The organism is Polyangiaceae bacterium, from assembly GCA_020633205.1.
Lineage (GTDB): Bacteria > Myxococcota_A > Polyangia > Polyangiales > Polyangiaceae > JAHBVY01.
This window is the reverse complement of record JACKEB010000024.1, coordinates 70,360-91,575: the sequence shown is the minus strand read 5'-3', so window position 1 is coordinate 91,575 and position 21,216 is coordinate 70,360. Positions and strand designations below refer to the sequence as shown.

Sequence of the window (21,216 nt, the reverse complement as noted above, 5' to 3'; positions counted from 1 at the left end):
GTCATGCAGCAAGAGGCGCGTCTCGAACGCATCCGCGTGGGGGAGTACGCCGAGCTGTTTGCGGCGATCCAGGGCGTGAAGCAAGGCGCGGCGCGCATCCTGGAACGCGCGGAGCTCACGCAGCGCAAGGACCAGCGGCTGGTGCGGCTGTCCGGCGGTGAGGCGGCGCGGCTCTTCATCGCGACCGCGCTAGTCCACGAGCCAGAGCTGGTGTTCCTGGATGAGCCGACGGCGGCGCTGGACCCAGAGAGCAAACATCGCGTAGGAGATTGGCTGCTCGAGCTGGCGGCTGAGCGCACCATCATGCTCGCAACCCACGATCTGCGCGAAGCGGATCGCCTCTGCCAACAGCTGATTTTCTTGGTTGGGGGGGAGGTCAAGGCGTGGGGCAGCCGGCGCGAGCTAGTACAAAACGTACCCGCGAGGAAACGACGTGGTCTCGAGGTGGAAGACGCATTCTTCCACTATTGTGACGTCACGATTCGCGCTGGGCTCGCCATCGCCCCGGAGTCTCCTGGCAAGAACCTCCACGATGCGGACCCCGACGGAGCAGCGGAGAGCTGATGCGCGCGCTCTGGCTCTTGATCCGGCTGCGCCTGTTGGACACGCTGCGCAGCCCGAGCTCGACGGGCTTTGTCTTTCTGTTCCCCATCGTGCTCCTGGTCGTCGTTGGCGTGGTGTTCATGAACGGGCACCCTTTCGAGCGCCGCACGCTGATCCTCGTGGATACGCGTGGTGCCGCAGCGACGCCCTCGCCGGGAGACATTCGAGCCGGGCTCGCTGGCTACGACGAGCTCTTCTTCGACTCCGAGGAGCAGCTCGACGCCGCGCACGGCAAGCTCGCCTCGCGCATGGCGAGCGCGGTCTTGGTGCTGAGTGACTCGGAGAGCAAGCTCTTGGTCGGGCCCCGGGAGCGCCTGTTCGGTGATGGGCTGGCGCGGGCATTGGAGCCGAAGCTTGGAGGGCTACCCCGAGTCGATGTGCAGGCGCTGCCTCGCTTCGGCTACGTGCACTATCTGTTTCCGGGCTTGCTCACGTTCTCGGTGCTCTTGAGCGGCTTGTTCGGCATGGGCTACGTGATGGTCTCGTATCGTCAGAGCCTGTTCTTGAAGAAGCTCGCCACGACGCCTCTCAACAAGGCGAGCTTCGTGCTGGCGCAGATCTTTTCACGCAGCGTGCTGGTCTTGGGGCAGAACGCGTTGCTGCTCGCCGTGGGGCACTTCGGCTTCGGGTTGCCGCTTGGGTTGTCCCAGGTGGGGTGGCTGACGCTGGTGGCGAGCTTGGGGCTCTTGACCTTCATGGGCCTTGGCTTCGTGCTCGCCTGCGTGATCCGTACGGAAGAACTGATGATGGACATCATCAGCTCGATCAACGTGCCCATCGTGTTCCTGTCGGAGCTCTTCTTTCCTCTCGCAGTCATGCCGCGGCCATTGGCCGTGGTCGGGGGGCTCCTGCCTTCGACGCAGATGGTGCGGCTGTGTCGTGAGGTGCTGCTCCACGGCCAAGTCGACCCGCAAACGCTAGTCCCTGGGCTGGGCGTGCTCCTGATCTGGACAGCGGCTACATTTGGGCTGAGCCTGTGGGTGTTCCGATGGCAGCGATGACGACCGTGTGCAGGGTACTGGCGTTGACCAGCGTGGGACTGCTGGGCGCGCTGGCGTGTCAGGAGAAGTTGCCGAGTAGCGAGCCAGTGCGCGCAACGCCAACCGCCACTCAGACGGAAACCGCCGAGCCGTTCCACCCAACTCCCAGCGAGTCGAAACCCAGCGACGCCGGAACGCTGGCCTTGGAAGACGCCGAGGCCGTGACGCCACCACCGCCACCACGCGACGCCGGAGCACTGCCGGCGATCATTCCGCCCCTCGAGCACGTTCAAGAGACCTGCGTGCTCGCCATGGGACGCCCGGTGTTCTTCTCCCAGAGCGCGACGCCTGGAGGAGGTGGCTTTTCAGGGGGTGGGAACGTCTATCGCGTCTACGAAGACGAGGCCGCGTTTCGCACGCTGCTTGGGTTGGGGCGCCTCGGGAGTGTCGACCCGCAGCGTCAGCGCCTGGTGCGCATCAAGATCATGGATCGCCCGAGCGCAAACGTGACCGCGGTGGTGGATCGCGGCGACGCCGTGGTGATCAGCGTAGACGTGCCCGTCTACTGCGGTGGTGCGCGACCCTACTCGCCGGTGATCGATGTCGTGCTACCGCGCTCCAACAAGCCGATCAAGGTCCAGAGCTGCAGCCACGGCAAGTGCAGCGGAATGCCATTGCCGTGAGGATATAGTATGGCGACCGTTGAGCTAGCACAGGCCGAAGGCGCTTCACCCGCTGCTTCTCCCTGGCTGGTCAGCGCGCCGTTTGATCTGCTTTGGTTCTTTGGCGGTGGCCTGCTCAGCCTGATCGCCATCGCCCTGCCACTCTACGCGGGCGTGCCCATGGCGCTGCTATTTTGGATTTGGCTGCTGGGCTTCGACGGGCCTCACATGATGGCGGCTTACACGCGAACCTATGCAGACAGACAGGCTTGGCAGACGAAGCGTCGTCTGCTGCTGATCACCCTGCTTGCCTTCCTGGTTGGTCCGGCCTGCTTGGTGGTCGATCGCTTGGCTGGCAGCGACAGCTTCACTGCGTTCCTCGGGTTCGCGACGCTGTACGGGCTCTATCACGTGATCCGTCAGCACTACGGCTTCATCGCCCTCTACTCGGCGAAGGTCGGCCAGCGCGACGCGCTGAGCTATCGTATCGATCGCTACGCTCTCTACCTCGGCGCTTGGCTGCCCTACCTCGCGTTCGTGTTCACTCACCCCAAGGCGCGTGCCTTGCTCGGGTTGGAGCCCCTGGACGAGCCGCTGAGCGCGCTGGTGTGGGCAACGGCGCTGGGCTTTGGAGCCGCGCTGTTGGCCTTCGTCTGGAACTTCTTGCGCACCCCCGCGCGCAGCTTGCCAAAGCTCACCTACAGCCTGCTCAGCGTCGGGCTGTACGGCTTGGCGTACTACTGGGTGGCGCGCTTCGAGCCGGTCTACGGCGCCAGCAACGGGCCGGATCAGGACTTCTTGCTGCTCAGTGTGGTGCTGACCGTGTTTCACAACGTGCAGTACATCGCGCTGGTCTACGTGCACAATCGCTCCAGGTACGTTGCCCCGGGGAAAATGGCATTGAGTGGACGCTTGGCGCCTTGGATCTCCAAGACGGCTCTGCGTTACGTCGCGGTGTGCCTCGGCTTCAGCCTCGTGTATTGGTTACTCGCCGCGAGCTCAGCGATTTACCCGTCCTGGGGCGGACTTCAGGCGCAGCTCTTGGTTGGCACAACCCTCGGAGGGATCAGCCTGAACCGATTCGCTTTGGCGCTGTGGTGGGGCCTCGCGCTCCACCACTACTGGTTGGACCAGCGGATCTGGCGCATCAAAGAGGACCCCGAGCTACGCGTGCACTTGGGTCTACAAGCGCCGCGCTGATTGACTTGGCGGCACCCTTACCAGGGCACCGACGTATAATCCTTGAGGAAACGCCCCCAGATGTGGTCGCCGGTGTTGAAGCCGTCGATGATGGGGTCGACGATTCGGGCGGCGCCGTCCACGATGTCGAGGGGCGGGTGGAAGCCGTTTTCTTCGCGCTTGCGCTCCGCGATGTGCGCCGGATCTTCGTCGGTGACCCATCCGGTATCCACGCTGTTCATGTGGATGCCGCTCTTGATGTAGTCCGCCGCTGCGGTGCGCGTCATCATATTGAGCGCGGCTTTCGCCATGTTCGTGTGCGGGTGCTTGTCCGTCTTGAAGCGCCGGTAGAACTGCCCCTCCACCGCGGACACGTTGACGATGTGTTTGTCTTCGCTCGGCACGCGCTCCATCAGGGGCTTGAGGCGCGCATTCAGCACGAAGGGCGCGATGGCGTTCACGAGCTGTACCTCGAGCAGCTCGACGGTGCTCACCTGATGCAAGGGCAGGCGCCAGCTGTTGACTGCACGCAGATCGATCTGTTGCTCGTCTTGGTCCAGCTGCCCCATGGGGAACAGCTGACCTCCTCGGTTGAAATCCTCGGGGATCAGCTCGAGCTGCGTTAGCGCGGCAGACATGGGTAGCTGCTCGGCGCCGTGCGTGAGGCCGGGCTGACTGTTCGCCGCTGCTGCGCCTGCGAGCAGCTTGGCGGCGGGACCGGGCAACGCATGATCGCCGCGCTCTTGGTCGAGCAAGTGCTGGTAGAAGCCCGGTGGGCGCCGCACCGTCTGGCAGGCGTTGTGAAGGATGAAGTCGAGGCGCGCTTCGGTGTGCTCGATGTGGCGGGCAAAGGACTCGACGCTCGGTGTGTGGCGCAGGTCGAGCCCGTACACCGTGAGCCGGTGTCCCCACTCAGCAAAGTCAGCTTCCCGAGCGTAGCGCCTGGCTGCATCCTTGGGGAAACGTGTCGTGACGATCACTCTCGCCCCGGACCGCAGGAGCAAGATGGCGCCCTGGTAGCCGATCTTGACGCGCGCGCCGGTGATCAGCGCCGTGCGGCCGCTGAGGTCCGCGCGTTGGCTGCGCTTCTGGAAGTTGAAGTCGCCGCACTCACCGCACAGCTGATCGTAGAAGTGATGCAGCAGCTGGTAGGGCTGTTTGCACACGTAGCAGACGCGTTCCTTGTGCAGCCGTGTGGGTTCTTCTGCTTCGGGCTCACGCAAGTCTTCGCCACTCTTCAAGGCGGGTGGCGTGACGAACACGACTTGCTCACGCAACTTGCGGATGGGCGCCTGGTCGAGCTGCGCCTCGAGTACCTCTCGGCTGTGCCGGCGGCGCTGCTTGCGCACGGCGCGCGCCAGCACGCGCTGCTCGTTGCGTTCGGGGCGCGACACGCGTCCTGCTGCGATGAGCAAGCGCTGGCGAGTGTCCTCGTCCAGCTCCGCCAACAGACCGCGGTTCTGAACGATGGCTTCCAGAGCGTCAACGCAGGCTTCGAGCGCGTCGACGTCGATGGCGTCGCTGCTTTCTAGCTGTTTTTCAGGGGAACTCACTGGCTTCGTCCGTGTCTCTGGGGGCAATACAGGGCGGGGCGCTCTACAACGCGCACGCCCGAGTGTCGAGCCGCAGGCCCGGGATTGCGTGCTTTGGCGTCGATCCCCCCTGGGCAACAGCACTCGAGCGACGCACCTCACCCGCAAACCCCGGGATTGGTGCCGAAGGAGCACGCCCGCGCGCCCCGCTTGGCGCCCCTGGAGCCGGAGGTGGAGTGCTGACACCTGAATCTGGTTCAGGCAGGTGGAGGACGGAGACGCTCGACGCTGAGTCTAGGAATACTCGACCAGATAGGTGCAGGCATTGCCACCCTTGTGCCGGCACTCCCCAGGATCGTGCCGCACGGAAGTGAGGCGGTCGAAACGTCGGGCCATCGCGGTGAGGATCCCCTCGTCGAAGGCGCACGGGTAGGGATTCTCGCAGCGGCTGATGATCATGTTCTTGTTGGGCGCCTGCTCGTAGCCGTAGTGACCGATGCCCTCGAGCATGTTGCCGGTGCTGATGGAGAACATCACCTCGCCCTTGCGGCGATGGTTCATGTGATAGGCGATATCCACCGAGCGGATGGCTGAGGGCACGTCCACCACCCAGTCGGGAAACTTCGCATTGGATGGGATGCGGGTCCCGATGTCGTAGAGCACTGATTGCCCCACCTCTTGCCCAATGCGCTTGAACGCACGGAGCCAGCCTTCTTGGGAGTACCAGCCGTCCATCTGCAGCAGGTAGCGACCGGCTCGATCGCGCTCCCCGATCTGCTCTTCGATCAGGATGTTCTCGGCCAGGCGTCGAAAGCTCCCAAAGCCGTCCACGATCGCGTACACGGTCTGGCCGTTCACTTCGATCCCCGATTCGAACGCTTCGTATTCCACGTCGCCTCCCTGCCGCGTCGTTCGCGCCCCTGTGTGACACGAACTGCACGTTTTGAACCTTCTTCGCCCGGTGAGGCCTAGGAAGGTGCCCCTCAGACCGTCGTGGCGAGCGCTTTTCCGCGCCCGTCGCGACTAGATCGCTATCGGATCACACTTTGGACGCCTCCCACGAGCGAAGGAAGCTTGAAAAAGCGCGTGAAGCGCACATTCCTCCAAAAAGCCGTGAAGCCGCTTAACTAAGCACAACGCTCCTCAGTTTGGCCTCGGCGCGCTCAGAAGGCCTTGCCTAGCGGAACTCCGCGGGGCCGCTGCTCGCTCTCCGGTTCCGCGTCGACCAGGGAAGCATTACCGGACGGAACCGAACGCTGCGGCGGGTGCTGGGAGTCGGCGCGGGGGCGGAGGTCAGGAAAGAGCTCTCGCAACAGGTCTTCCAAGGACTCCTCGGCAATGGGCTTTACGAGGTAGCCGTCGCACAGCTCGTCGTAGGCGGTGATGATGTTGCGCGGATCATCCAACGCCGTCGCCATGATCACCCGAGCGCGCTCGAGGGGCGTCACGCGAAAGCGCTTCTCGAGTTCCCGCACACACTTCAGCGTGCTCTGGCCGTCTAGCTTGGGCATGCGGATGTCCAGGCAGATCAGCTCGTACGGGTGAGCCTGCTCGAGACAGTCCTGCATGAGCTCGAGCGCGGATACGCCATCGCGTGCCGTGTCGCAGTGACCATAACGGCTCAGGGCGCGCACCAAGATGCGTCGGTTCACCAACTCGTCGTCGACCACCAGGATGTTCATCGGCTTTGATCCGTGAGCTGACGCATGTGCCCTCCGGCGTTGGCGCACGTGTCGGTTCACGCGCCAGACAACTGTACCGATCTTCGGCTCCTGGTTGACCCCAGTCGATCACCCCGGAGGGTGAGTTTGGCGCACATTTCTTGGCGGAATTATTGTTGTTCGCGCCCTCGCACGTACGGCAATCCCTACCGCCGCGGTTCGGTTTTGGTCGCGGGACCGGATCAAGCGGATTGGGCGCTGCGCTAGAGCGGTTTCGGACATGGGCCCGACGCGTGGGCCGTCACACTAAGCGGCATGAATCGCTGGTCTTTTCCCAACATCGCGGGTTGGGCTCTGGTTGGCTCGCTGCTTGCGTTCGGCGGTGGGTGCTCCAGCACCCAGAGCGAACCGGCGGAGCCGACGCCTGAAGGGGGAGCGTGTGCCATGGGAGCATGGAAGGGTCGTGATCGATTGGCGCCCGCCAAGACGCCGCCATGCGAGCTCGGCGTGAGCGAGGTCCCGCAGTTCGTTAGCCTGGGCTTCGACGACAACGGCGACGCAGAGGGCATGACCTGGGCGCTCGATATGCTCGCAGCGCGCAGCGGTACGGCGTCGTTCTACATGACGTCGAACTATGGGCAAGACGCGCAGGTGCTATCGACGTGGCGACGCGCGCGCGACGAAGGTCACGAGCTCGGCAATCACACCATCGACCACGCGGAGGGTGCGAGCTTCTCGCTAGAGGACTGGCAGCGGGAGATCGAAGGCTGCAACGATTTCCTCACGGCAGGGGATGACCCGTTGGTGCGCGCGTCGGATCTGGTGGGCTTCCGCGCGCCGTACCTGAGCTACAACGACGCCATGCTGAGCGCCGTGCAGCGCGCGGGTCTCACCTATGACTGCAGCATCGAAGAGGGCTACGAAGACGGCCAGGACGGGAGGAACTTCTTCTGGCCTTACACCTTGGATGAGCTGAGCCCTGGACACAGCGCGCAGGTCGCGTGGGGCGATGGCAAGCAGGAACTGTCAGCACATGCGGGCCTGTGGGAGCTGCCGGTCTACGCCCTGTTCGTCCCGCCCGACGAAGCCTGCGAAGCCTATGGTGTGCCTTCGGGTTTCCGTGCGAAAATGAAAACCGTTCAGGAGTGGTTCGATGCCGACAGCGGGGCCATCACGGGTTTCGACTACAACCTCTGGGCTTCAAAGGCGGAGGGGGGCTTCGAGATGACCCCGGCAGAGTTCGTCGCGACGCTCAAGTACACCTTCGATCAGCGGCTGGCGGGCAACAAGGCGCCCTTCCTGTTGGGAGTGCACTCCGCGTACTATGGCAGCGAATGGGATGGCAACGCTCCAGGGGCGCAGAGCGCCAAGGAGCGCCAGGGCGCAATTGAAGCGTTCCTCGACTACGTTCTGAGTCAGGGCGCCGAGGTGGTGAGCGCGCGCCAGGTTTTACAGTGGATGCGGGATCCGGTAGCGCGCGCTAGCAACTGAAAGCGCGGGCCCACGCGACGCGGCTTCAAGGTGGTCTAGAGTCCGTCGAGCGCGTCGTCTGCGGAGTGCGGTCTGCCCGAGACTACTAGCCTCCGGTGTCCTAGCGGCTGTCGGTGTGCAAGCGGTAGTGTACTTCCGCGTCGCCCTTGGTGTAGCCAAGGATGCGTTCCGTGCGGAAAGGAACTCCGAGAATGCGGAGGCCTCCGCGAAAATAGCCAATCCCCGAGTACTCGAAATAGGGATGATGAAACGGATCTGGAATGCCGTTGATGCGCAGCTCGATGCACTTGCCGTCGTAGGTGCCAGTGGCAGCGCCGAGGTCGAAGAAGTTGGTGAACATCACCTGAGCGAGACTCGCGAAGCGCTTGAGATCCTTGCTCGCCACGAGACCCTTGTACGGGCCCTCGGTCATCGACCACTGCGCGCTCGCTTCTCCAACCTCCCAGAGCGACTCGCGGTCACCTCCGTATGCCTGTTCGACGATTTCGTCGATTAGCTGAAGAAACGGCCCCATCGGCAGCCAGTTGGTCGGCAGCACGTGCTTCGGGAAGTGGGGATTTCTGCGCTGGAAGTCCGCCAAGAAGGCGTCCACCTTCGCTTGATCCCAGCGCGAAGCCAGCAGCTTCAAGCGCGCGTGGTACGCGGTGCCCTTCACGTGCATCCGCTTTGGCTAGCGGTTCGTCCCGATGAAGACAAGGCCCCAACGCTTGGTGGGCCGATTGTTCTGCGGAAATGTGCGGACTACGGCTGCTTCTGGATACGCGCGAGCACGGCGTGGGCGGTTGTGGATAACCCCCGAGGGTCGAGCAAGGCTTCGAGGCGGCGTTGCTCCACGCTGCGGTCGAACGCTGTCCTTCGGGCGCCAGGGTCCAAATCGTAAAACGCTGGAGCGAAGCGTACCTCGCCGTGAGGACCGCGCTCGCGGTGCGCCGAGACGACTTCTTCGATCAGGCTCTCTTCGTCCATGGCTCAGCCTTCAGCCTCGCTCTGAAAACTCAGGTCGACGCCCTGTCCGCGCAGGCACTTGAGCAAAAACTGGCGCGCGCGTCCGAAGTTCTTCAGGAAAGTGTTGAGCTTCATCTCGAGGCGCAGCGCGAGGGACTCGTCTGGCTCCTGGCCTTGGTTCTCGAGGCGCGCGCTGAGGGCCATGCGCGGCTTTGCAGGCAGCGCCTCCAAGCAGCGTTGGATCACGGCTCTGAGAAGCGGGTCGGGCTCCTCGGTGCTCGTGAGGGCCGCTTCGGGTGTGGCTTGCTCCGTGAGTTGCTTGACCAGATCGCTGCGCTCGAGCTTGCGCACGTGGTCGATGGCCAGGTTGCGCCCAATCCGAACGCCGAGCCGTAGCAGCGCGTCTCCCTGGGGATCTACTTCTACGCGATGCGCGACCTGCCATAGCCTTAGCAGGGTTTCTTGTAGCACCGCCTCCACATCTACCGAGCTTGCGAAGCGCGCGAGGCTCAGGCGAATGCGCGGCTCCGCGCTGCTCAGCCAGAGCGCAAACGCCTGAACATCGCCTGCGGCGATCTGCGGTAGCAATTGGTCGCGGTACTCAGGAGTCATGGGCTTCAACGAAGAGAAGGGAGGCTACCCGAACGGGTAGCCTCCCTGGTGTGGTCAGAGTGCGATCTCCCAGCGCGGAGTGTCCGCTGATTGGGGAACAATCACTCGGGTGACTGCCTGAGGCAGCGCGTTGTCCAGCTTGCACACGAGGCGCAGAGTCGTGCCCGGTTGCAAGCGACCTGCTGCCGTCGTGAACTGCAGCTCGACCTCGACCTCGAGGCCACTTCCATCCGCGAGGATCAGCGTGACGCTCTGCGGAGCCGGCCAGTGCACTTCGTGCTGACCGAACTCGATGCTGATCGCGAAGCGCTTGGCGTTGTTCAGGCGAATCACTCCGCGCGCTTCCAGCACCGGTGCCTCGTCGGATTCTCCAAGGATGGCCATGCCACCCGGGACCGCGCTCGGGGCTGAGCCGTCGGCGTCGAAGAGATCTCCATCGTCCGCTTCCTGCTTCGGTGCAAAGAAGTCGCGAGCACGCTCGAACAGGCCGCGCTTTTTCGGCGCTTCCGGAGCCTGAGGAGGCGGCGGTGGAGCGGCAGCAAACGGCGGAGGCGGCGGCGCACCGGGAGGCGGCGGAGCACCAGGAGGCGGCGGCGCGCCACCCGCGTAGCCCAAGCTCGCTGGGGCCGGAGCTGACATCATGGGGCGGCCAACGTGCATCGGCGCCATCGCCGAGGAGCGCATCGGTTCCATGCTGCGCAGCCCCAGGCCTTCCGCGCAGAGATCCGCAGTCAGCTCATGAGGCTGCTCCACACGGCTCGATGCCTTGGTCGGGTCAACCGTGACGTCTTCACTCACAGCCACCCACGAAGTGAGTCGCGTGGCGATCTGGAAGTCGACGCCCAGGTGCTCGATGCTGCGATCGAGATCCGTGCGTTGCCCTGGCTTGGCGGCGAACTCGAGCTCCAGATCCTCCACGCGGTCCCGAGCAAACAGCGCCTGCACCCGCTCGGCCCCGGTCCCCGGCTGCCGCGCCTCCACCAAGAGCTCCTGGTTGTAGCTACCGCGCGCCGTTGCCCCACGGATGTGGAGGGTGCCGCCTTCAGGCTTCAGCTCGAGGGGGATCAACGCTGGCGAGGCCGCGAACAGATCGAGCGGTCGCTTCGGTACGGACTTGAGCGCGCTACCCCAGATCTCCAGGTCGGTGACTTGAGGTTGGTTCGTACGCTCGAGCAGGCGCTTGATCGCGGGCTCCGTATCCTCACCGGGCGCGACGACGATTTCCACGCCGCGTCCCGCGCGTGCCGCTGGAGTGAGCAGCGCACGGTTCACCCCGTGGCCGACCCCGATGCTGTGAAAGCGACAGCTCTTCGGCAGCTTGTCCGCCAGGCGCTGAAGAATTGCCTGTTCGCTGCCGATCAAGCCATCCGTGACCAACACCACTTGTCGCTGGGCACCTTCGCGCAGCGAGGCCAGCGCAGCTTCGATGCCGCGACGCATCTCGGTGCCGCCGCTGGCTTGGAGCGACGTGAGCCAGCGCAGGGCATCCCGCTTGTTGGCGTCGGTTGCGTGCACTGCCTTCCGCTGCCAGCGATTGGCCTTCCAGCTGAACTCGATCAGCTCGAGTTGGTCCTCACCCCCGAGAGAATCGACCAAGGCGCTGACGAGGCGAACGGCTTGTGCAAGCGGTTCGCCGCCCATGGAGCCGCTGGTGTCGAGCAACACGATCAGATCGCGGGCAACGGGGGCTTGAGCCTCGAGCGGAGGCACCAAGCTGAGCAAGCCAAACTGCGAGCCCGCGTGGCGATGCGTCTCCGCGGGGCGAGACGTCTCCAGGCGCGCGCTGGCGTGCTGCAGGGCGACGCCCCAGCGCACCACGACGTCGCGGTCGAGTCGTGCGCCGTCGAAGTGTACGCAAGTAGTTTGCTGCTCCGGGTTACTCACGATGGAGTGACTCGGGGAGCGAGGCGCGCTCGTGAGGCGGTCGCTGAGCGTTAGGCGCAGCTCGATGCGCGCTGGCTGTCCTTCGCGCGCTTCGCTGGGGTCGATGACGGCGACGCACGATGCGTCGCGGCTCTCTTCATTTTGATAGCGTGGAGCTACAACCGTGGGGAAACGGTACTCCCAGCCGTCGCCGACCCAGCTCAGCGGATGATCCAGCTCGACCTCGATCTCGATTGACTTGCCTGGCGGAATGTTGCCGATGGCTTGGCGGAAGAGGGCGCTGCGTTCCTGCTCCAGTAGCGCGGCGCTGTGGCCGCTCATCAGCGCTTCCTCGTAGCGCTCCCGAGCTTGCTGCTTCGGTTCAACGACGCCCTGGGTGCGCTTGCCGTCGAGCTCGAACTGGTAGCCGCTCACGGCTGCGTCGCTGGGGAGTGGCAAGAGGTAGGTGACCTCGAGGGGTTGCTTGGAGGTGTTGCGGAATGTCTGACGCACCACACTGCGTGCGATGCCGCCGCCCGCGCCGGCGCTCAGCGTGGCGCCCTCGAGGGGCAGTTCGACGCCCTGGGTGCTGACCAGGCGTGCGCCGGTCGAGGCGTTCTCGGAGGCGGCGGGCACGCCGCTAGTTTGCGGAAAGACGTGGTGGATCGGCAGAATCATGTGTTCCTCCAGGCCTCGATAGCTGTCATACGGCCCCCTTTCGGGGACTGCCGCCGCTCGCTCAAGTGCGAGGCTCGAGCGGTTTTTTCCGTGATTCGAGGCGCTTCTGGGGGACCAACGCTGGCCACGCGCGTCTGGTGACAAAGTTTTTTTGGGGGAGAGGCGCTTCTCCAGCTGCCTCAAGACTCCGCGGGGTCCGCCGTCTCTGACTTACCAGCTGCGGACTCACCAGCTGCTGACTCGTCCCGGGGGTCCACGGTGTCTCCGCTGCGGTGGCGATTCTTCCACAGGCGCCGTCCGGCGAGCATGCCGAACACCCAGGCCAGCAGCGCGAGGCCGCCGAGCTGCAATCCGCGGTTCCGGAAGGCGAGGCGTGCCTCCTCTGCTTTGTGAGCGAGCTCCTCGCGGGTGCCGAACCAAGCGCGATCCCCTTGAATGATCACGTACTGTTCAGGGAGCACACGAGCCATCCAGACGCCGTAGGTGTCGCACGGGTGCTTCTTCCAGTCGGGCGCGAGCGTTTCCGCGGGGTGCCCTTCTAGAGTGCGCCGTGCCTGATACAAGTTGGAGTAGCTGCTCCAGCCTTCGAGGGAAAACGGCGGGAGACTCACCTCTTTTGACCCACCCGCATCTGTGCTCTGAAGCGTCAGACGCGGAGAACCGTAGACGCGCTTGGCGAGCAGCGTACGCTCAGTGTCGCGCCCAGTGCTCTTCAGGCACAGCACTTCGAGCTCCGCATAGGCGACACCCTCACCCAGAGGAGGCTGTTCCTTTGCCAGGCCCTGAGCGCGACCTTCAATCACCCCCGCGCCGGGATCTGGCGGGGGCTTGCGCGCTCCTTTACCCGTGCCAGCCGCGCCGTAGACGACCGCTGCGACGGTTAGCGCGAGTGCTGCTGGGATCGCGACGAGGGCCAAGCAGCCAGGGGCATTCGAACGACTCACCGCGCCTGCTTACGGCAGTCCGCCGGCTGGCGCCAGTCCTCACGCTGAGCTTGGATCGAGCTCACGCCGCGGCAAGGCGTCGCACGTGCCATCCCTGCGCGGCTGACGTGCTTCGCGTGCCGTGGGAGCTGCCATGGCTAGGTCAATGCCTAGTTCAGCGCCTCGCCCAAGGCGTACTTGAGCTTCGTGCGGGTGACGCGCTGGTTGATGTGGGCCGTGATGAGTTCCAGGCGCGCGCGCAAGAGCTCGGTGTTCGCGTCGATCAAGTCGACGCTCTTGGCTCTTTCTGCGCGGAACTGCAGCAGCGTTGCGCGGTACGCTTCTTCGCTCGCCGCGAGGCCGCGCGCGGCGACCTTCAGCGCGACGTCCGCTTCGATCGCCGAACGCTGTGCTTGACTGAGCTCTCGTCGCAGCATGTCTCGGAGTGACGCTTCCTGAGCGTGCACGCCGGCCTGTTTTGCATCCAGGGCGCGCGCGCTCGCGTTGGCTGTCGGGAGATCGTTGATCACGTAGGTGAGCTGGAGGCCCGCGTCCCAGCTAGCGGTCCATTTGTCCTGTTGAGGGAACACGCGCTGGTGGGGATTCGCGTAGTAGGCGTTGCCGAAGGCATCCAGGCGGGGCAGCGTGCTCGCTTTCACGGCTTTGCGCTGAGAGCTGATCGCCCGTGCGCTCTCGCTGAGCGCCTTGAACTCGGGGCGGCTTCGCTGGGCGCGGCGCTGGAGCTCGCTCGTTTTCGAGCGCTTGAGCGGTGGCAGGGGAGTCAGCAGCTCCTCTCCAATGCTGTAGGCCTCGTCCTCGGGGTCGTGGAGCAACGTGCGCAACGCGTCCGCGTTGATCTCCTTGCCGGAGCGGGCGCGCTCGAGCAGTAGCTCGGCGTTCGCGACTTGTGCGTCGAAGCGCATCAGTTCCGCGCGGGTGAGCGTGTCTGCCTTGCGCGCGGCCTCGGCGACCTTGTAGTGGGCCTGGGCTTGCTCGAGGGTCTGCTCTGCCACGACCTCCGCGAGGGTGCTCTGTGCCCACCCGTAGTAGGCGAGCTGCGCCTGCAGTGCAGCGCTCCGCTTGGTGACCTGCTGGCGGTACTTGGCGGCCTGGAGATTGTGCCCGGCGGCGCGGTTTGCGTGATTGGTGCGCAAGAAGTAGTCGGTGAGCGGCACCGTGACGTTCGCCTGCAAAAGGTACTGGTCGAGGATTTGAGGGAACGAGAGGTCGACACCGATCAGCGGTTGCCCCGCGGCAACGGGACCGGGCTGAGTCGTAGCCACCAGAGTACCGAGGCTCTGCGTGTCGATCTCCGAGAGCCGCGTGTAGCGCGCGGTCAGCGTCACCCTGGGGAGGTAACCGACCTCCGCTTGGTCCTTGTCTGCTGCCGCGCTCTTCACGTCGGCTTCGCTCGCCTTGAGTTCGTTGCTGGTGGCGACCGCTCGCGCTGAAGCCTGACGAGCCGTCAGGCCCCCAGGTTTGCCCATCAGCGCCTTCAGGCGTTGTTCTAGCTGTTGCGCGTCGGACTTGTTTGGGAGCGCCTTGCCTGCGGCGGGCTGGGGCTCAGCGGCTGGTTGAGCGCCGGCCGTGCCAGCCCAGCCGAGTGCCCCGCTCAGTGCAGTAGAAAATAAAACCGTGCGGAATAGGCTTCCGCGCGTCTTCGCGTTGAAGGTTCTCATGTTGCGTCTCCCTTGGGAGGTTGAAGAGCGTGGGTGGGCGGGCTATTGGGACCGCCAGTGCCCTCGAAGAGCACGCGCACCAGCATGCGAGCCAGATCGGTATCCTGCGACATGGCGTCGAAGCCGGGCAGGCGCTCGCCGAGGACCCTTAAGATGAACTGGGGCAGCGCACCGACGGCGATCGCAGAAGTCATGATCACCGGCAGCGGAAGCTTGGGATCGAACTTCTGCTCCTGCAGTCCTTGCAACATGGTGCTGACGATGAGCGGCAGGTGTCCGCGCTGGAAGCGCTCGAGCAAGCGCGCCCTACGCTCCGTGGAGGTCATCATCTCGCGGACCACGATGCGCCCTACCTCGAGCTCGTAAGCCTCCAGCTTGCCGATCAGCGAGAACGCCCGATACAGCCGCTCCTCAACCGGAAACTGCGTATCCAGGGCTTCGGCCAGGCGCTTCAACAGCCCGTCGTAGACGTCTTCCACCACGGCCATGAAGAGGTCGTCCTTCGTGGGGAAGTAGTAGTAGACCATGCCGATGTTGGTGCCCGCGTTGCGCGCGATCGCTCGCAGCGAAGCCGAGTCGACGCCTTCCGCCAAGAACATGTCGTGGGCGGCTGCGATGATCCGCGGTTCGATGTCACTCTTCGGTCGAGCCATGGTTCTCTCGTTAGATTCCTTGGGGAAATGAGCTAGCCAAGCCGTCGTCGAAACACACCGAGCGCCGTGAGGCCGGTCACGGCGGCAATGCAAAGCAGCGCCCAGACGTTCCGAGAAAAGTCGGCGAAGTGCGCGTCCTTCAAGTAGATCCCTTTCGTGATCTCGACGAAGTGACGCACCGGGTTGGCCCACGTGGCCGTCTGCAGCCAGTGGGGCATGTTGTCGACGGGGGTGACGTAGCCGGAGAGCAGGATGGCCGGCATCACGAAGAAGAACACCCCGAGGAATGCCTGCTGTTGCGTGGCGCACACGCTGGAGATGAACAGCCCTACACCGACGAGCGCGGCGACGTAGGCCACCATGCAGGCGTAGAGCAGCGGCAGCGAGCCCTGAAACTCGATGCCGTACCCGTACACCCCACCAAGGATGATGATGGTCGCTTGAATCATCGCGACGATCAGCGCCGGGACGGCCTTGCCTACGAAGATCATCGACGGCGTGAGTGGACTCACCATCAGCTGGTCGAGCGTGCCTTGCTCACGCTCCCGGGCAACGGACATCGCCGTGACGATCAGCGCCGAGAGCGTCGTGATCATCGCCACCAGGGAAGGCACGATGAAGCGGAAGTACTCGAGGTTCGGGTTGTACCAATTGCGTACGACCAGAGCTGCCGTGGGCGCCGGCTGCGCGTCTAGCGGTACGCTCCCAACGATCTGCTGGACGTAGGCCAGCGCGATCTGCGCGGAGTTCGAGCGCCTGCCGTCGAGCACGGCTTGGATAGGCTCTGGGGACCCCGCTTTGACGCTCTTTGAAAACTGGGGCCCAAAGCGCAGAACCAGCAGCACATGCTGACGGTTCACGAGGTCACGCGCCTCAGCTTCGCTGTGCACTTGTACGATCTTCGTGAAGGCAGGCGTCTCGCTCAGGCGCTGGATCATCTCCGCGCTAGTGGGGCCCTGGTCTTGATCGAAGATCGCGATGCTGTTGTTCTTGACCTCCAGGGTCGCCGCGAAGGGGAACACCAGGAGCTGCAGAATCACGGGCATGGTCAAGAGCCGCAGGCTCTGCTTGTCCCCGAGCACCGCGCGCAGCTCCTTGATGATCAGCGCCCGCAACCGAATGAATAACGCGTTCACTCGAGGCGCCTCCGAGTCTTGAGGTAGGTAACACCCAGGAAGCCAAGCGCCGCCAGGCTCATGCCTTCGAACGCGCGAATCAACACCGGCCAGACATCTCCCGCTTGGAAGACCGTCTGCATCGCCACCACGAAGTAGCGAGCTGGCACGATGGTCGTTACCGCGCGGATGGGTGCTGGCATCGAGCTAATCTCGAAGACGAAGCCGGAGAGCATCAACGCCGGTAAGAAGGCCGCATTGAGCGCAGCCTGCGCGGCGTTGAACTGGCTCTTCAGCACTGTGGAGAGCAACAGCCCGAGGCCCAGCGCGCTACCGAGGAAGAGCGCTCCAACGAGCATCACCGCGCCAAAAGAGCCGCGGAACGGTACGTGGAAAGCGTAGCGCGTGAGGCCCACGCAAATCACGAACGAGATCAGGCCGAGTACGAAGTAAGGGATCACCTTCGAGGCAAGCAGCTCGAAGCGGGAGACGCCCGCTGCGAGCAGCGCCTCCATCGTCCCGCGCTCCCACTCTCGGGCCACGACCAGCGCCGTCAAGAGGGCACCTACCACGGTCATCACGATGCTGATGGAGCCCGGCAGCAGGAAGTTTCGGCTCTCTGTCGACGGGTTGAACCAGGAGCGTGTCTCGATATCCAGGCCTTTTAGTTCACGCCCTTGACGCTTCAACTCTTCTCGTTGCCATACGGCAACAGCGCCCCGTACATGGGCGGCGACGAAGCTCGCGGTATTGGGCTCCGAGCCATCGGTGACCAGGAGCAACGACGGGGTTCCGGGGCTCTGGCGGAGGGCCCGTTCAGAGAAGTCTCCCCTGACGATCAGGAAGCCTCGCACGTGCCCGGCGCGCAACTCGTCGCCCATTTGTTTAGCGTCGAAGCCGGTCTTGACGTGGAAGGTGGGTGAGTTCGCGAGAGACTCCGCGAGGCTGATGGCCTGAGGGCGCGTGTCCTCGAGCACCACACCGAGGGTCACCGTGGAGGAGTCGAGGTTGATGCCCGCGCCGAAAATGAACAGCAAGATCCCGGGGAAGATGAACGAGATCAACAGCGTGCTCGGGTCCCGGATGATCTGCAGCGTCTCCTTGCGGCATAGCGTCCAGAGTCGCTTGAGGCGATAGGCGAAGGCGTTCACGCGGCCTCCGTGACCAGGGCAATGAACGCTTCTTCCATCGTGGGGTCCGGCTGCTCCGGTGTCGTTGCCTTGGCCTTGAGGTCGTCAGGCGTCCCCGTGGCGATCATCTTCCCGCGGGAGATGAGCCCGATGCGATCGCAGTACTCCGCCTCGTCCATGAAGTGCGTGGTGACCAGCACCGTCACTCCGCGCTCGACCACCCCATTGATGTGGGTCCAGAACTCGCGGCGGGTGAGCGGATCGACCCCCGAGGTCGGCTCGTCGAGAAACAATATCTCGGGCCCGTGGAGCAGAGAGCAGGCGAGCGCGAGGCGCTGCTTGTGCCCGAGGGGCAGGTCGCCTGCGGCGCGCTTCATCAGCGGGCCAAGCTCGAACACGCTTACCATGCGCTCGATGGCGAGCTTCAAGCGCTTGCCGCTCAGCGCATAGGCGCCTCCGAAGAACTCCAAATTTTGCCGTACGGAAAGATTTCCGTACAATGAGAACTTCTGTGCCATGTAGCCAAGGCGTTGACGGGCCTCACTCGCCGAGGAGCGCAGGTCGACGCCGGCGACCTCTGCGTCGCCTGAGGTTGGGACGACCAAGCCGCAGAGCATCTTGAAAGTCGTCGATTTGCCGGCTCCGTTCGGGCCGAGCAAGCCGAACACCTCACCCCGCTTGACCGCCACGCTGATCCCGTCCGCCGCCTTGAAGTCGCCGTACTGCTTCGTCAGCTGGTTCGTGCGGATCACGATTGCGCCGTCGTTCGGATGCTGTGCTACCGCGTTTGCGAGCTCTGATTCGGCGGATGGGACACCACCCAAGAGGTCGATGAATCCGTCCTCGAAGCGGGGTTTGGTGGCAGTCAGGGTTGCGTGAGCAGACACACCAAACTCCAAGGGGCGTAGCTCTGCGTCAGGCCTTGCGATCAAGCGGACCCCGCGTCCTTGCACGACGCCATCCATGCTCGCGGGGTCGCGTCGGGAGTTCTTGAGCGCAATGCGCGGTTGCTCTTCCAGGTTCGTCAGCAGGAAGACTCGGCTGCGTACGCGATCGTGGAGCTCCGAGGGCGCACCCGAGAACAAAATCTCTCCTTCGTTGAGCAACACGACGTGGTCGCACGCCTCCGCCTCGTCGAGGTAGGCGGTGCTCCACACCACGGCGATCCCCCCCGCGATCAGCTCGTGAACCATGCGCCAGAGCTCCCTGCGCGAGACCGGGTCGACACCGACGCCGGGCTCATCCAGCAGCAACACCTTCGGCGTACCGAGCAGCGTGCAAGCCAAACCTAGCTTCTGCTTCATCCCGCCTGATAGTCGGCCGGCGAGGCGATCGGTGAAGCGCGCGAGATCCGTGAACTCCAACAGGCGCTCGAACGTCTCGCGACGCTGCTCTCCAAACAGACCCTTGAGGTCGGCGTAGAGCGAGAGGTTCTCCATCACCGACAGGTCTTCGTAAAGACCGAACTTTTGCGGCATGTAGCCGATGGAGTCGCGCAGCGAATCAGCGTCGTGGGTTGGACTCGAGCCGAGCACGGAGAGTTCGCCGGAGGTTGGCACCAGGAGCCCCGCGAGCAGCCGGAGCAGCGTCGTCTTGCCCGCGCCGTCGGGCCCAACCAACCCCGTCACGACGCCCGGCATGACGTCCAGGGTGACATTGGAGAGCGCTGGCTTTAATTCCCCGGGGAAACTCTTGCGCAGGCTCTGGATATGCGCAAACGCTTCGCTAGGGCTGGTCATTTTTGGCCTCCCCGCGAGGGGCGGAAGCGGGCGCCGCGTTCGCCAGGCGGATCGTGACGGGCATGCCCTGACGCAAGCCATCGTCATGCTTCTCGACGATCACGCGGAAGCGATAGACCAAGGACGTTCGCAGCTCTTCGGTCTCCACGTTCTTCGGCGTGAACTCGGCCTGGCTCGCAACGTAGCCAACCTGGCCGGTGTACGGCTGTCCAGCGCGTGCGTCGGTGTAGACGTTGACGGTCGTGCCTGGAGAGATCATCGCGAGCTGCGCCTCGTTGGCATAGGCCCGGATCCAAACCGGATCGGTGACCGCGACCACCAGCACGGGGGAGCCCGGTCCGACGATCGCGCCGGGTTCGATGGCGCGCGTCACGACGACGCCGTCACTTGCAGCAACGAGCTCGGTGTCCTTCAGGTTGAGCTCGGCGCCATCCACCGCGCTCTCCGCCTGCTCCACTTGCGCCTGGGCGACTGCGAGCTCGACGACGCGAGGGCCACGCACCGTCTTGGCGACCACGGCTTGGGCCGCGCTCACCGCAGCCCTCGCTTGTTCCGCGCCGCTCTTCGCGGCCACCAGGTCTTGGTTGGTTGCGGCGCCCGCGTCCACCAGTGGCTCAAGACGCTTGAGCTGATCTTCCGCGCGGATGCGCGCGGCCTTGCGTTCCTTCAACAGAGCGCGAGCCTGCGCGATGTCTTCGCGCCGAGCGCCCGCCTCCATCAGCTTGAGGTTTGCCTTGGCGACCTCCACGGCCTTCTTGGCTTGCGCGACGGCGAGCTTGTACGGCGCAGGGTCGAGACGCGCAATCACCTCGCCCTTCTTGACGTGATCGCCTTCTTGCTTGAGCACCTCGTCGACGCGCCCGTTGACGCGGAAGGCGAGGGTGACGTCGCGGATGTCCACGTTGCCGTGGAACGCCGCAGGCTCTGCGGCTTGAGTCTGCTTAGACCGCCAGTAGAACGCGCCACCGCCGAGCAACGCGATCACCACCAGCACCACCACAGCGCGCTTCTTCTTGGATTGTTCAGCCATCACGGGTCCTGAGCGAGCGGACCCGAGTGCTGCAGTGCCAGCGTCGGCGTCGCAGCAATGGGTCTTCGACTGAGGGCGCACCGCAACTGGGTGCGCAGGCAGAACGAGGCGACCTTTCAGCGGCCGCCTAGTTCTTTATCATGCGACTGATAATACCCGGGGCGCGGCGAATCGCAACCCACCCAGTGCAAAAAAGTCCCACTCACATTCGCGTCTCCGGTTCGGCGAACGATCGGCAAAAGAACGGATTTTTGGGGGTGAGGGTGCCTCAGCCTTCAAACCATCGGCGCCGCTAGCCCCGGCCCCGCAGGCAGCTCCGTCCGGCGCTTACTCGGCTGGGGCACGCCTGGCGGCGACGATACAGATGGCCTCTACCGTGATCAGGCTGAACAGCTGCTGAGGCGTGATGCGCATGCGGTCGGGCTGCTCCGCGATTGCCGGGAGCCACTTCTCTAGCTCAGCGATGACAGGTTCCGTAAGGAAACCCTCTTGCATCACCTCGGGCGATGAAAAGTCGAGCCGCGTGAGGAAGTTGAACTCCCCGTCGCGCACCTTGATATCGAGCTCCTGGTCCAGCTGAAACACGATGTCGACGAAGTCGAGGGAGTCGGCTCCCAGGTCATCCACCAAGCGGCTCCCTAACGTCACTTCGTCGGGCTCCACAGCCAGGGCGTCGACGATCAGCGCTTTGACGGTTTGAAATATCGAGTCAGGGATCGCTGCGTACGTCATCTTGGTTGC

The 21,216-nt window shown here is 64.3% G+C and carries 20 protein-coding genes; 5 read left to right on the top strand and 15 right to left on the bottom strand.

The window, feature by feature from the left end; genetic code table 11:
- The 4 genes from H6718_35290 to H6718_35275 all read left to right on the top strand — a co-directional run.
- A partial coding sequence (locus H6718_35290) for an ATP-binding cassette domain-containing protein (GenBank protein MCB9590726.1) occupies positions 1–564 on the top strand: 564 nt, incomplete at its 5' end.
- Complete coding sequence (locus H6718_35285) at positions 564–1,604, top strand: ABC transporter permease (GenBank protein MCB9590725.1); 1,041 nt, start codon at positions 564–566, stop codon at positions 1,602–1,604. The genes H6718_35290 and H6718_35285, both read left to right, overlap by 1 nt.
- On the top strand, positions 1,592–2,266 hold the full coding sequence (locus H6718_35280; GenBank protein MCB9590724.1) for a hypothetical protein: 675 nt from the start codon (positions 1,592–1,594) through the stop codon (positions 2,264–2,266). Before H6718_35285 ends, H6718_35280 begins: the two co-directional genes overlap by 13 nt.
- A 9-nt stretch (positions 2,267–2,275) precedes the next feature.
- Positions 2,276–3,445: a hypothetical protein gene (locus tag H6718_35275; protein ID MCB9590723.1), complete on the top strand. Its 1,170-nt coding sequence runs from the start codon at positions 2,276–2,278 to the stop codon at positions 3,443–3,445.
- Between the two features lie 17 nt (positions 3,446–3,462).
- Here the strand turns inward: H6718_35275 and H6718_35270 are convergent, their stop codons facing one another.
- The 3 genes from H6718_35270 to H6718_35260 all read right to left on the bottom strand — a co-directional run bounded on the left by H6718_35270 (position 3,463) and on the right by H6718_35260 (position 6,638).
- A complete protein-coding gene (locus H6718_35270) occupies positions 3,463–4,977 on the bottom strand; it encodes an SDR family oxidoreductase (protein MCB9590722.1) in 1,515 nt (504 codons plus the stop codon).
- A 273-nt stretch (positions 4,978–5,250) separates the two neighbouring features.
- On the bottom strand, positions 5,251–5,847 hold the full coding sequence (locus tag H6718_35265) for a hypothetical protein (protein ID MCB9590721.1): 597 nt from the start codon (positions 5,845–5,847) through the stop codon (positions 5,251–5,253).
- A gap of 272 nt (positions 5,848–6,119) precedes the next feature.
- On the bottom strand, positions 6,120–6,638 hold the full coding sequence (locus H6718_35260) for a response regulator (protein MCB9590720.1): 519 nt from the start codon (positions 6,636–6,638) through the stop codon (positions 6,120–6,122).
- A gap of 294 nt (positions 6,639–6,932) precedes the next feature.
- On the opposite strand from H6718_35260, the gene H6718_35255 reads away from it, so the two are divergent.
- A complete protein-coding gene (locus H6718_35255) occupies positions 6,933–8,108 on the top strand; it encodes a polysaccharide deacetylase family protein (GenBank protein ID MCB9590719.1) in 1,176 nt (391 codons plus the stop codon).
- Positions 8,109–8,208: 100 nt separating this feature from the next.
- Here H6718_35255 and H6718_35250 read toward each other — a convergent pair whose 3' ends face one another.
- The 12 genes from H6718_35250 to H6718_35195 form a co-directional block, all read right to left on the bottom strand.
- Positions 8,209–8,769 (bottom strand): hypothetical protein, encoded by a 561-nt coding sequence (locus tag H6718_35250; GenBank protein ID MCB9590718.1) that lies wholly within the window; start codon positions 8,767–8,769, stop codon positions 8,209–8,211.
- A gap of 80 nt (positions 8,770–8,849) precedes the next feature.
- Positions 8,850–9,074, bottom strand: coding sequence for a hypothetical protein (locus H6718_35245; GenBank protein ID MCB9590717.1), 225 nt, complete (start codon positions 9,072–9,074; stop codon positions 8,850–8,852).
- Between the two features lie 3 nt (positions 9,075–9,077).
- On the bottom strand, positions 9,078–9,665 hold the full coding sequence (locus H6718_35240; GenBank protein ID MCB9590716.1) for an RNA polymerase sigma factor: 588 nt from the start codon (positions 9,663–9,665) through the stop codon (positions 9,078–9,080).
- A 54-nt stretch (positions 9,666–9,719) separates the two neighbouring features.
- On the bottom strand, positions 9,720–12,206 hold the full coding sequence (locus H6718_35235) for a VWA domain-containing protein (protein MCB9590715.1): 2,487 nt from the start codon (positions 12,204–12,206) through the stop codon (positions 9,720–9,722).
- A gap of 179 nt (positions 12,207–12,385) precedes the next feature.
- Positions 12,386–13,150, bottom strand: a complete 765-nt coding sequence (locus tag H6718_35230; GenBank protein ID MCB9590714.1) for a hypothetical protein — start codon at positions 13,148–13,150, stop codon at positions 12,386–12,388.
- A 149-nt stretch (positions 13,151–13,299) separates the two neighbouring features.
- Positions 13,300–14,808, bottom strand: a complete 1,509-nt coding sequence (locus tag H6718_35225) for a TolC family protein (protein MCB9590713.1) — start codon at positions 14,806–14,808, stop codon at positions 13,300–13,302.
- The gene (locus H6718_35220; GenBank protein MCB9590712.1) at positions 14,805–15,461 is read right to left on the bottom strand and encodes a TetR/AcrR family transcriptional regulator; all 657 of its coding nucleotides are present in this window, start codon (positions 15,459–15,461) and stop codon (positions 14,805–14,807) included. Before H6718_35220 ends, H6718_35225 begins: the two co-directional genes overlap by 4 nt.
- Positions 15,462–15,493: 32 nt before the next feature.
- Positions 15,494–16,597 carry an ABC transporter permease gene (locus tag H6718_35215; GenBank protein ID MCB9590711.1) on the bottom strand — a complete coding sequence of 368 codons (1,104 nt, stop codon included), beginning with the start codon at positions 16,595–16,597 and terminating at the stop codon, positions 15,494–15,496.
- The gene (locus H6718_35210; protein MCB9590710.1) at positions 16,594–17,727 is read right to left on the bottom strand and encodes an ABC transporter permease; all 1,134 of its coding nucleotides are present in this window, start codon (positions 17,725–17,727) and stop codon (positions 16,594–16,596) included. Before H6718_35210 ends, H6718_35215 begins: the two co-directional genes overlap by 4 nt.
- Positions 17,724–19,445, bottom strand: coding sequence for an ABC transporter ATP-binding protein (locus H6718_35205; GenBank protein MCB9590709.1), 1,722 nt, complete (start codon positions 19,443–19,445; stop codon positions 17,724–17,726). Before H6718_35205 ends, H6718_35210 begins: the two co-directional genes overlap by 4 nt.
- Complete coding sequence (locus tag H6718_35200) at positions 19,432–20,475, bottom strand: efflux RND transporter periplasmic adaptor subunit (GenBank protein ID MCB9590708.1); 1,044 nt, start codon at positions 20,473–20,475, stop codon at positions 19,432–19,434. Before H6718_35200 ends, H6718_35205 begins: the two co-directional genes overlap by 14 nt.
- 327 nt (positions 20,476–20,802) lie before the next feature.
- A complete protein-coding gene (locus H6718_35195; protein ID MCB9590707.1) occupies positions 20,803–21,207 on the bottom strand; it encodes an acyl carrier protein in 405 nt (134 codons plus the stop codon).
- Positions 21,208–21,216: the final 9 nt, after the last annotated feature.

What these genes read in the sequence shown, in the direction of transcription:
- H6718_35285 (MCB9590725.1), top strand. Translation starts at nt 564, where the DNA reads ATGCGCGCGCTCTGGCTCTTGATCCGGCTGCGCCTGTTGGACACGCTG.
- H6718_35280 (MCB9590724.1), top strand. Translation starts at nt 1,592, where the DNA reads ATGGCAGCGATGACGACCGTGTGCAGGGTACTGGCGTTGACCAGCGTG.
- H6718_35275 (MCB9590723.1), top strand. Translation starts at nt 2,276, where the DNA reads ATGGCGACCGTTGAGCTAGCACAGGCCGAAGGCGCTTCACCCGCTGCT.
- H6718_35260 (MCB9590720.1), bottom strand. Translation starts at nt 6,638, where the DNA reads ATGAACATCCTGGTGGTCGACGACGAGTTGGTGAACCGACGCATCTTG.
- H6718_35255 (MCB9590719.1), top strand. Translation starts at nt 6,933, where the DNA reads ATGAATCGCTGGTCTTTTCCCAACATCGCGGGTTGGGCTCTGGTTGGC.
- H6718_35250 (MCB9590718.1), bottom strand. Translation starts at nt 8,769, where the DNA reads ATGCACGTGAAGGGCACCGCGTACCACGCGCGCTTGAAGCTGCTGGCT.
- H6718_35245 (MCB9590717.1), bottom strand. Translation starts at nt 9,074, where the DNA reads ATGGACGAAGAGAGCCTGATCGAAGAAGTCGTCTCGGCGCACCGCGAG.
- H6718_35240 (MCB9590716.1), bottom strand. Translation starts at nt 9,665, where the DNA reads ATGACTCCTGAGTACCGCGACCAATTGCTACCGCAGATCGCCGCAGGC.
- H6718_35235 (MCB9590715.1), bottom strand. Translation starts at nt 12,206, where the DNA reads ATGATTCTGCCGATCCACCACGTCTTTCCGCAAACTAGCGGCGTGCCC.
- H6718_35225 (MCB9590713.1), bottom strand. Translation starts at nt 14,808, where the DNA reads ATGAGAACCTTCAACGCGAAGACGCGCGGAAGCCTATTCCGCACGGTT.
- H6718_35220 (MCB9590712.1), bottom strand. Translation starts at nt 15,461, where the DNA reads ATGGCTCGACCGAAGAGTGACATCGAACCGCGGATCATCGCAGCCGCC.
- H6718_35205 (MCB9590709.1), bottom strand. Translation starts at nt 19,445, where the DNA reads ATGACCAGCCCTAGCGAAGCGTTTGCGCATATCCAGAGCCTGCGCAAG.
- H6718_35200 (MCB9590708.1), bottom strand. Translation starts at nt 20,475, where the DNA reads ATGGCTGAACAATCCAAGAAGAAGCGCGCTGTGGTGGTGCTGGTGGTG.
- H6718_35195 (MCB9590707.1), bottom strand. Translation starts at nt 21,207, where the DNA reads ATGACGTACGCAGCGATCCCTGACTCGATATTTCAAACCGTCAAAGCG.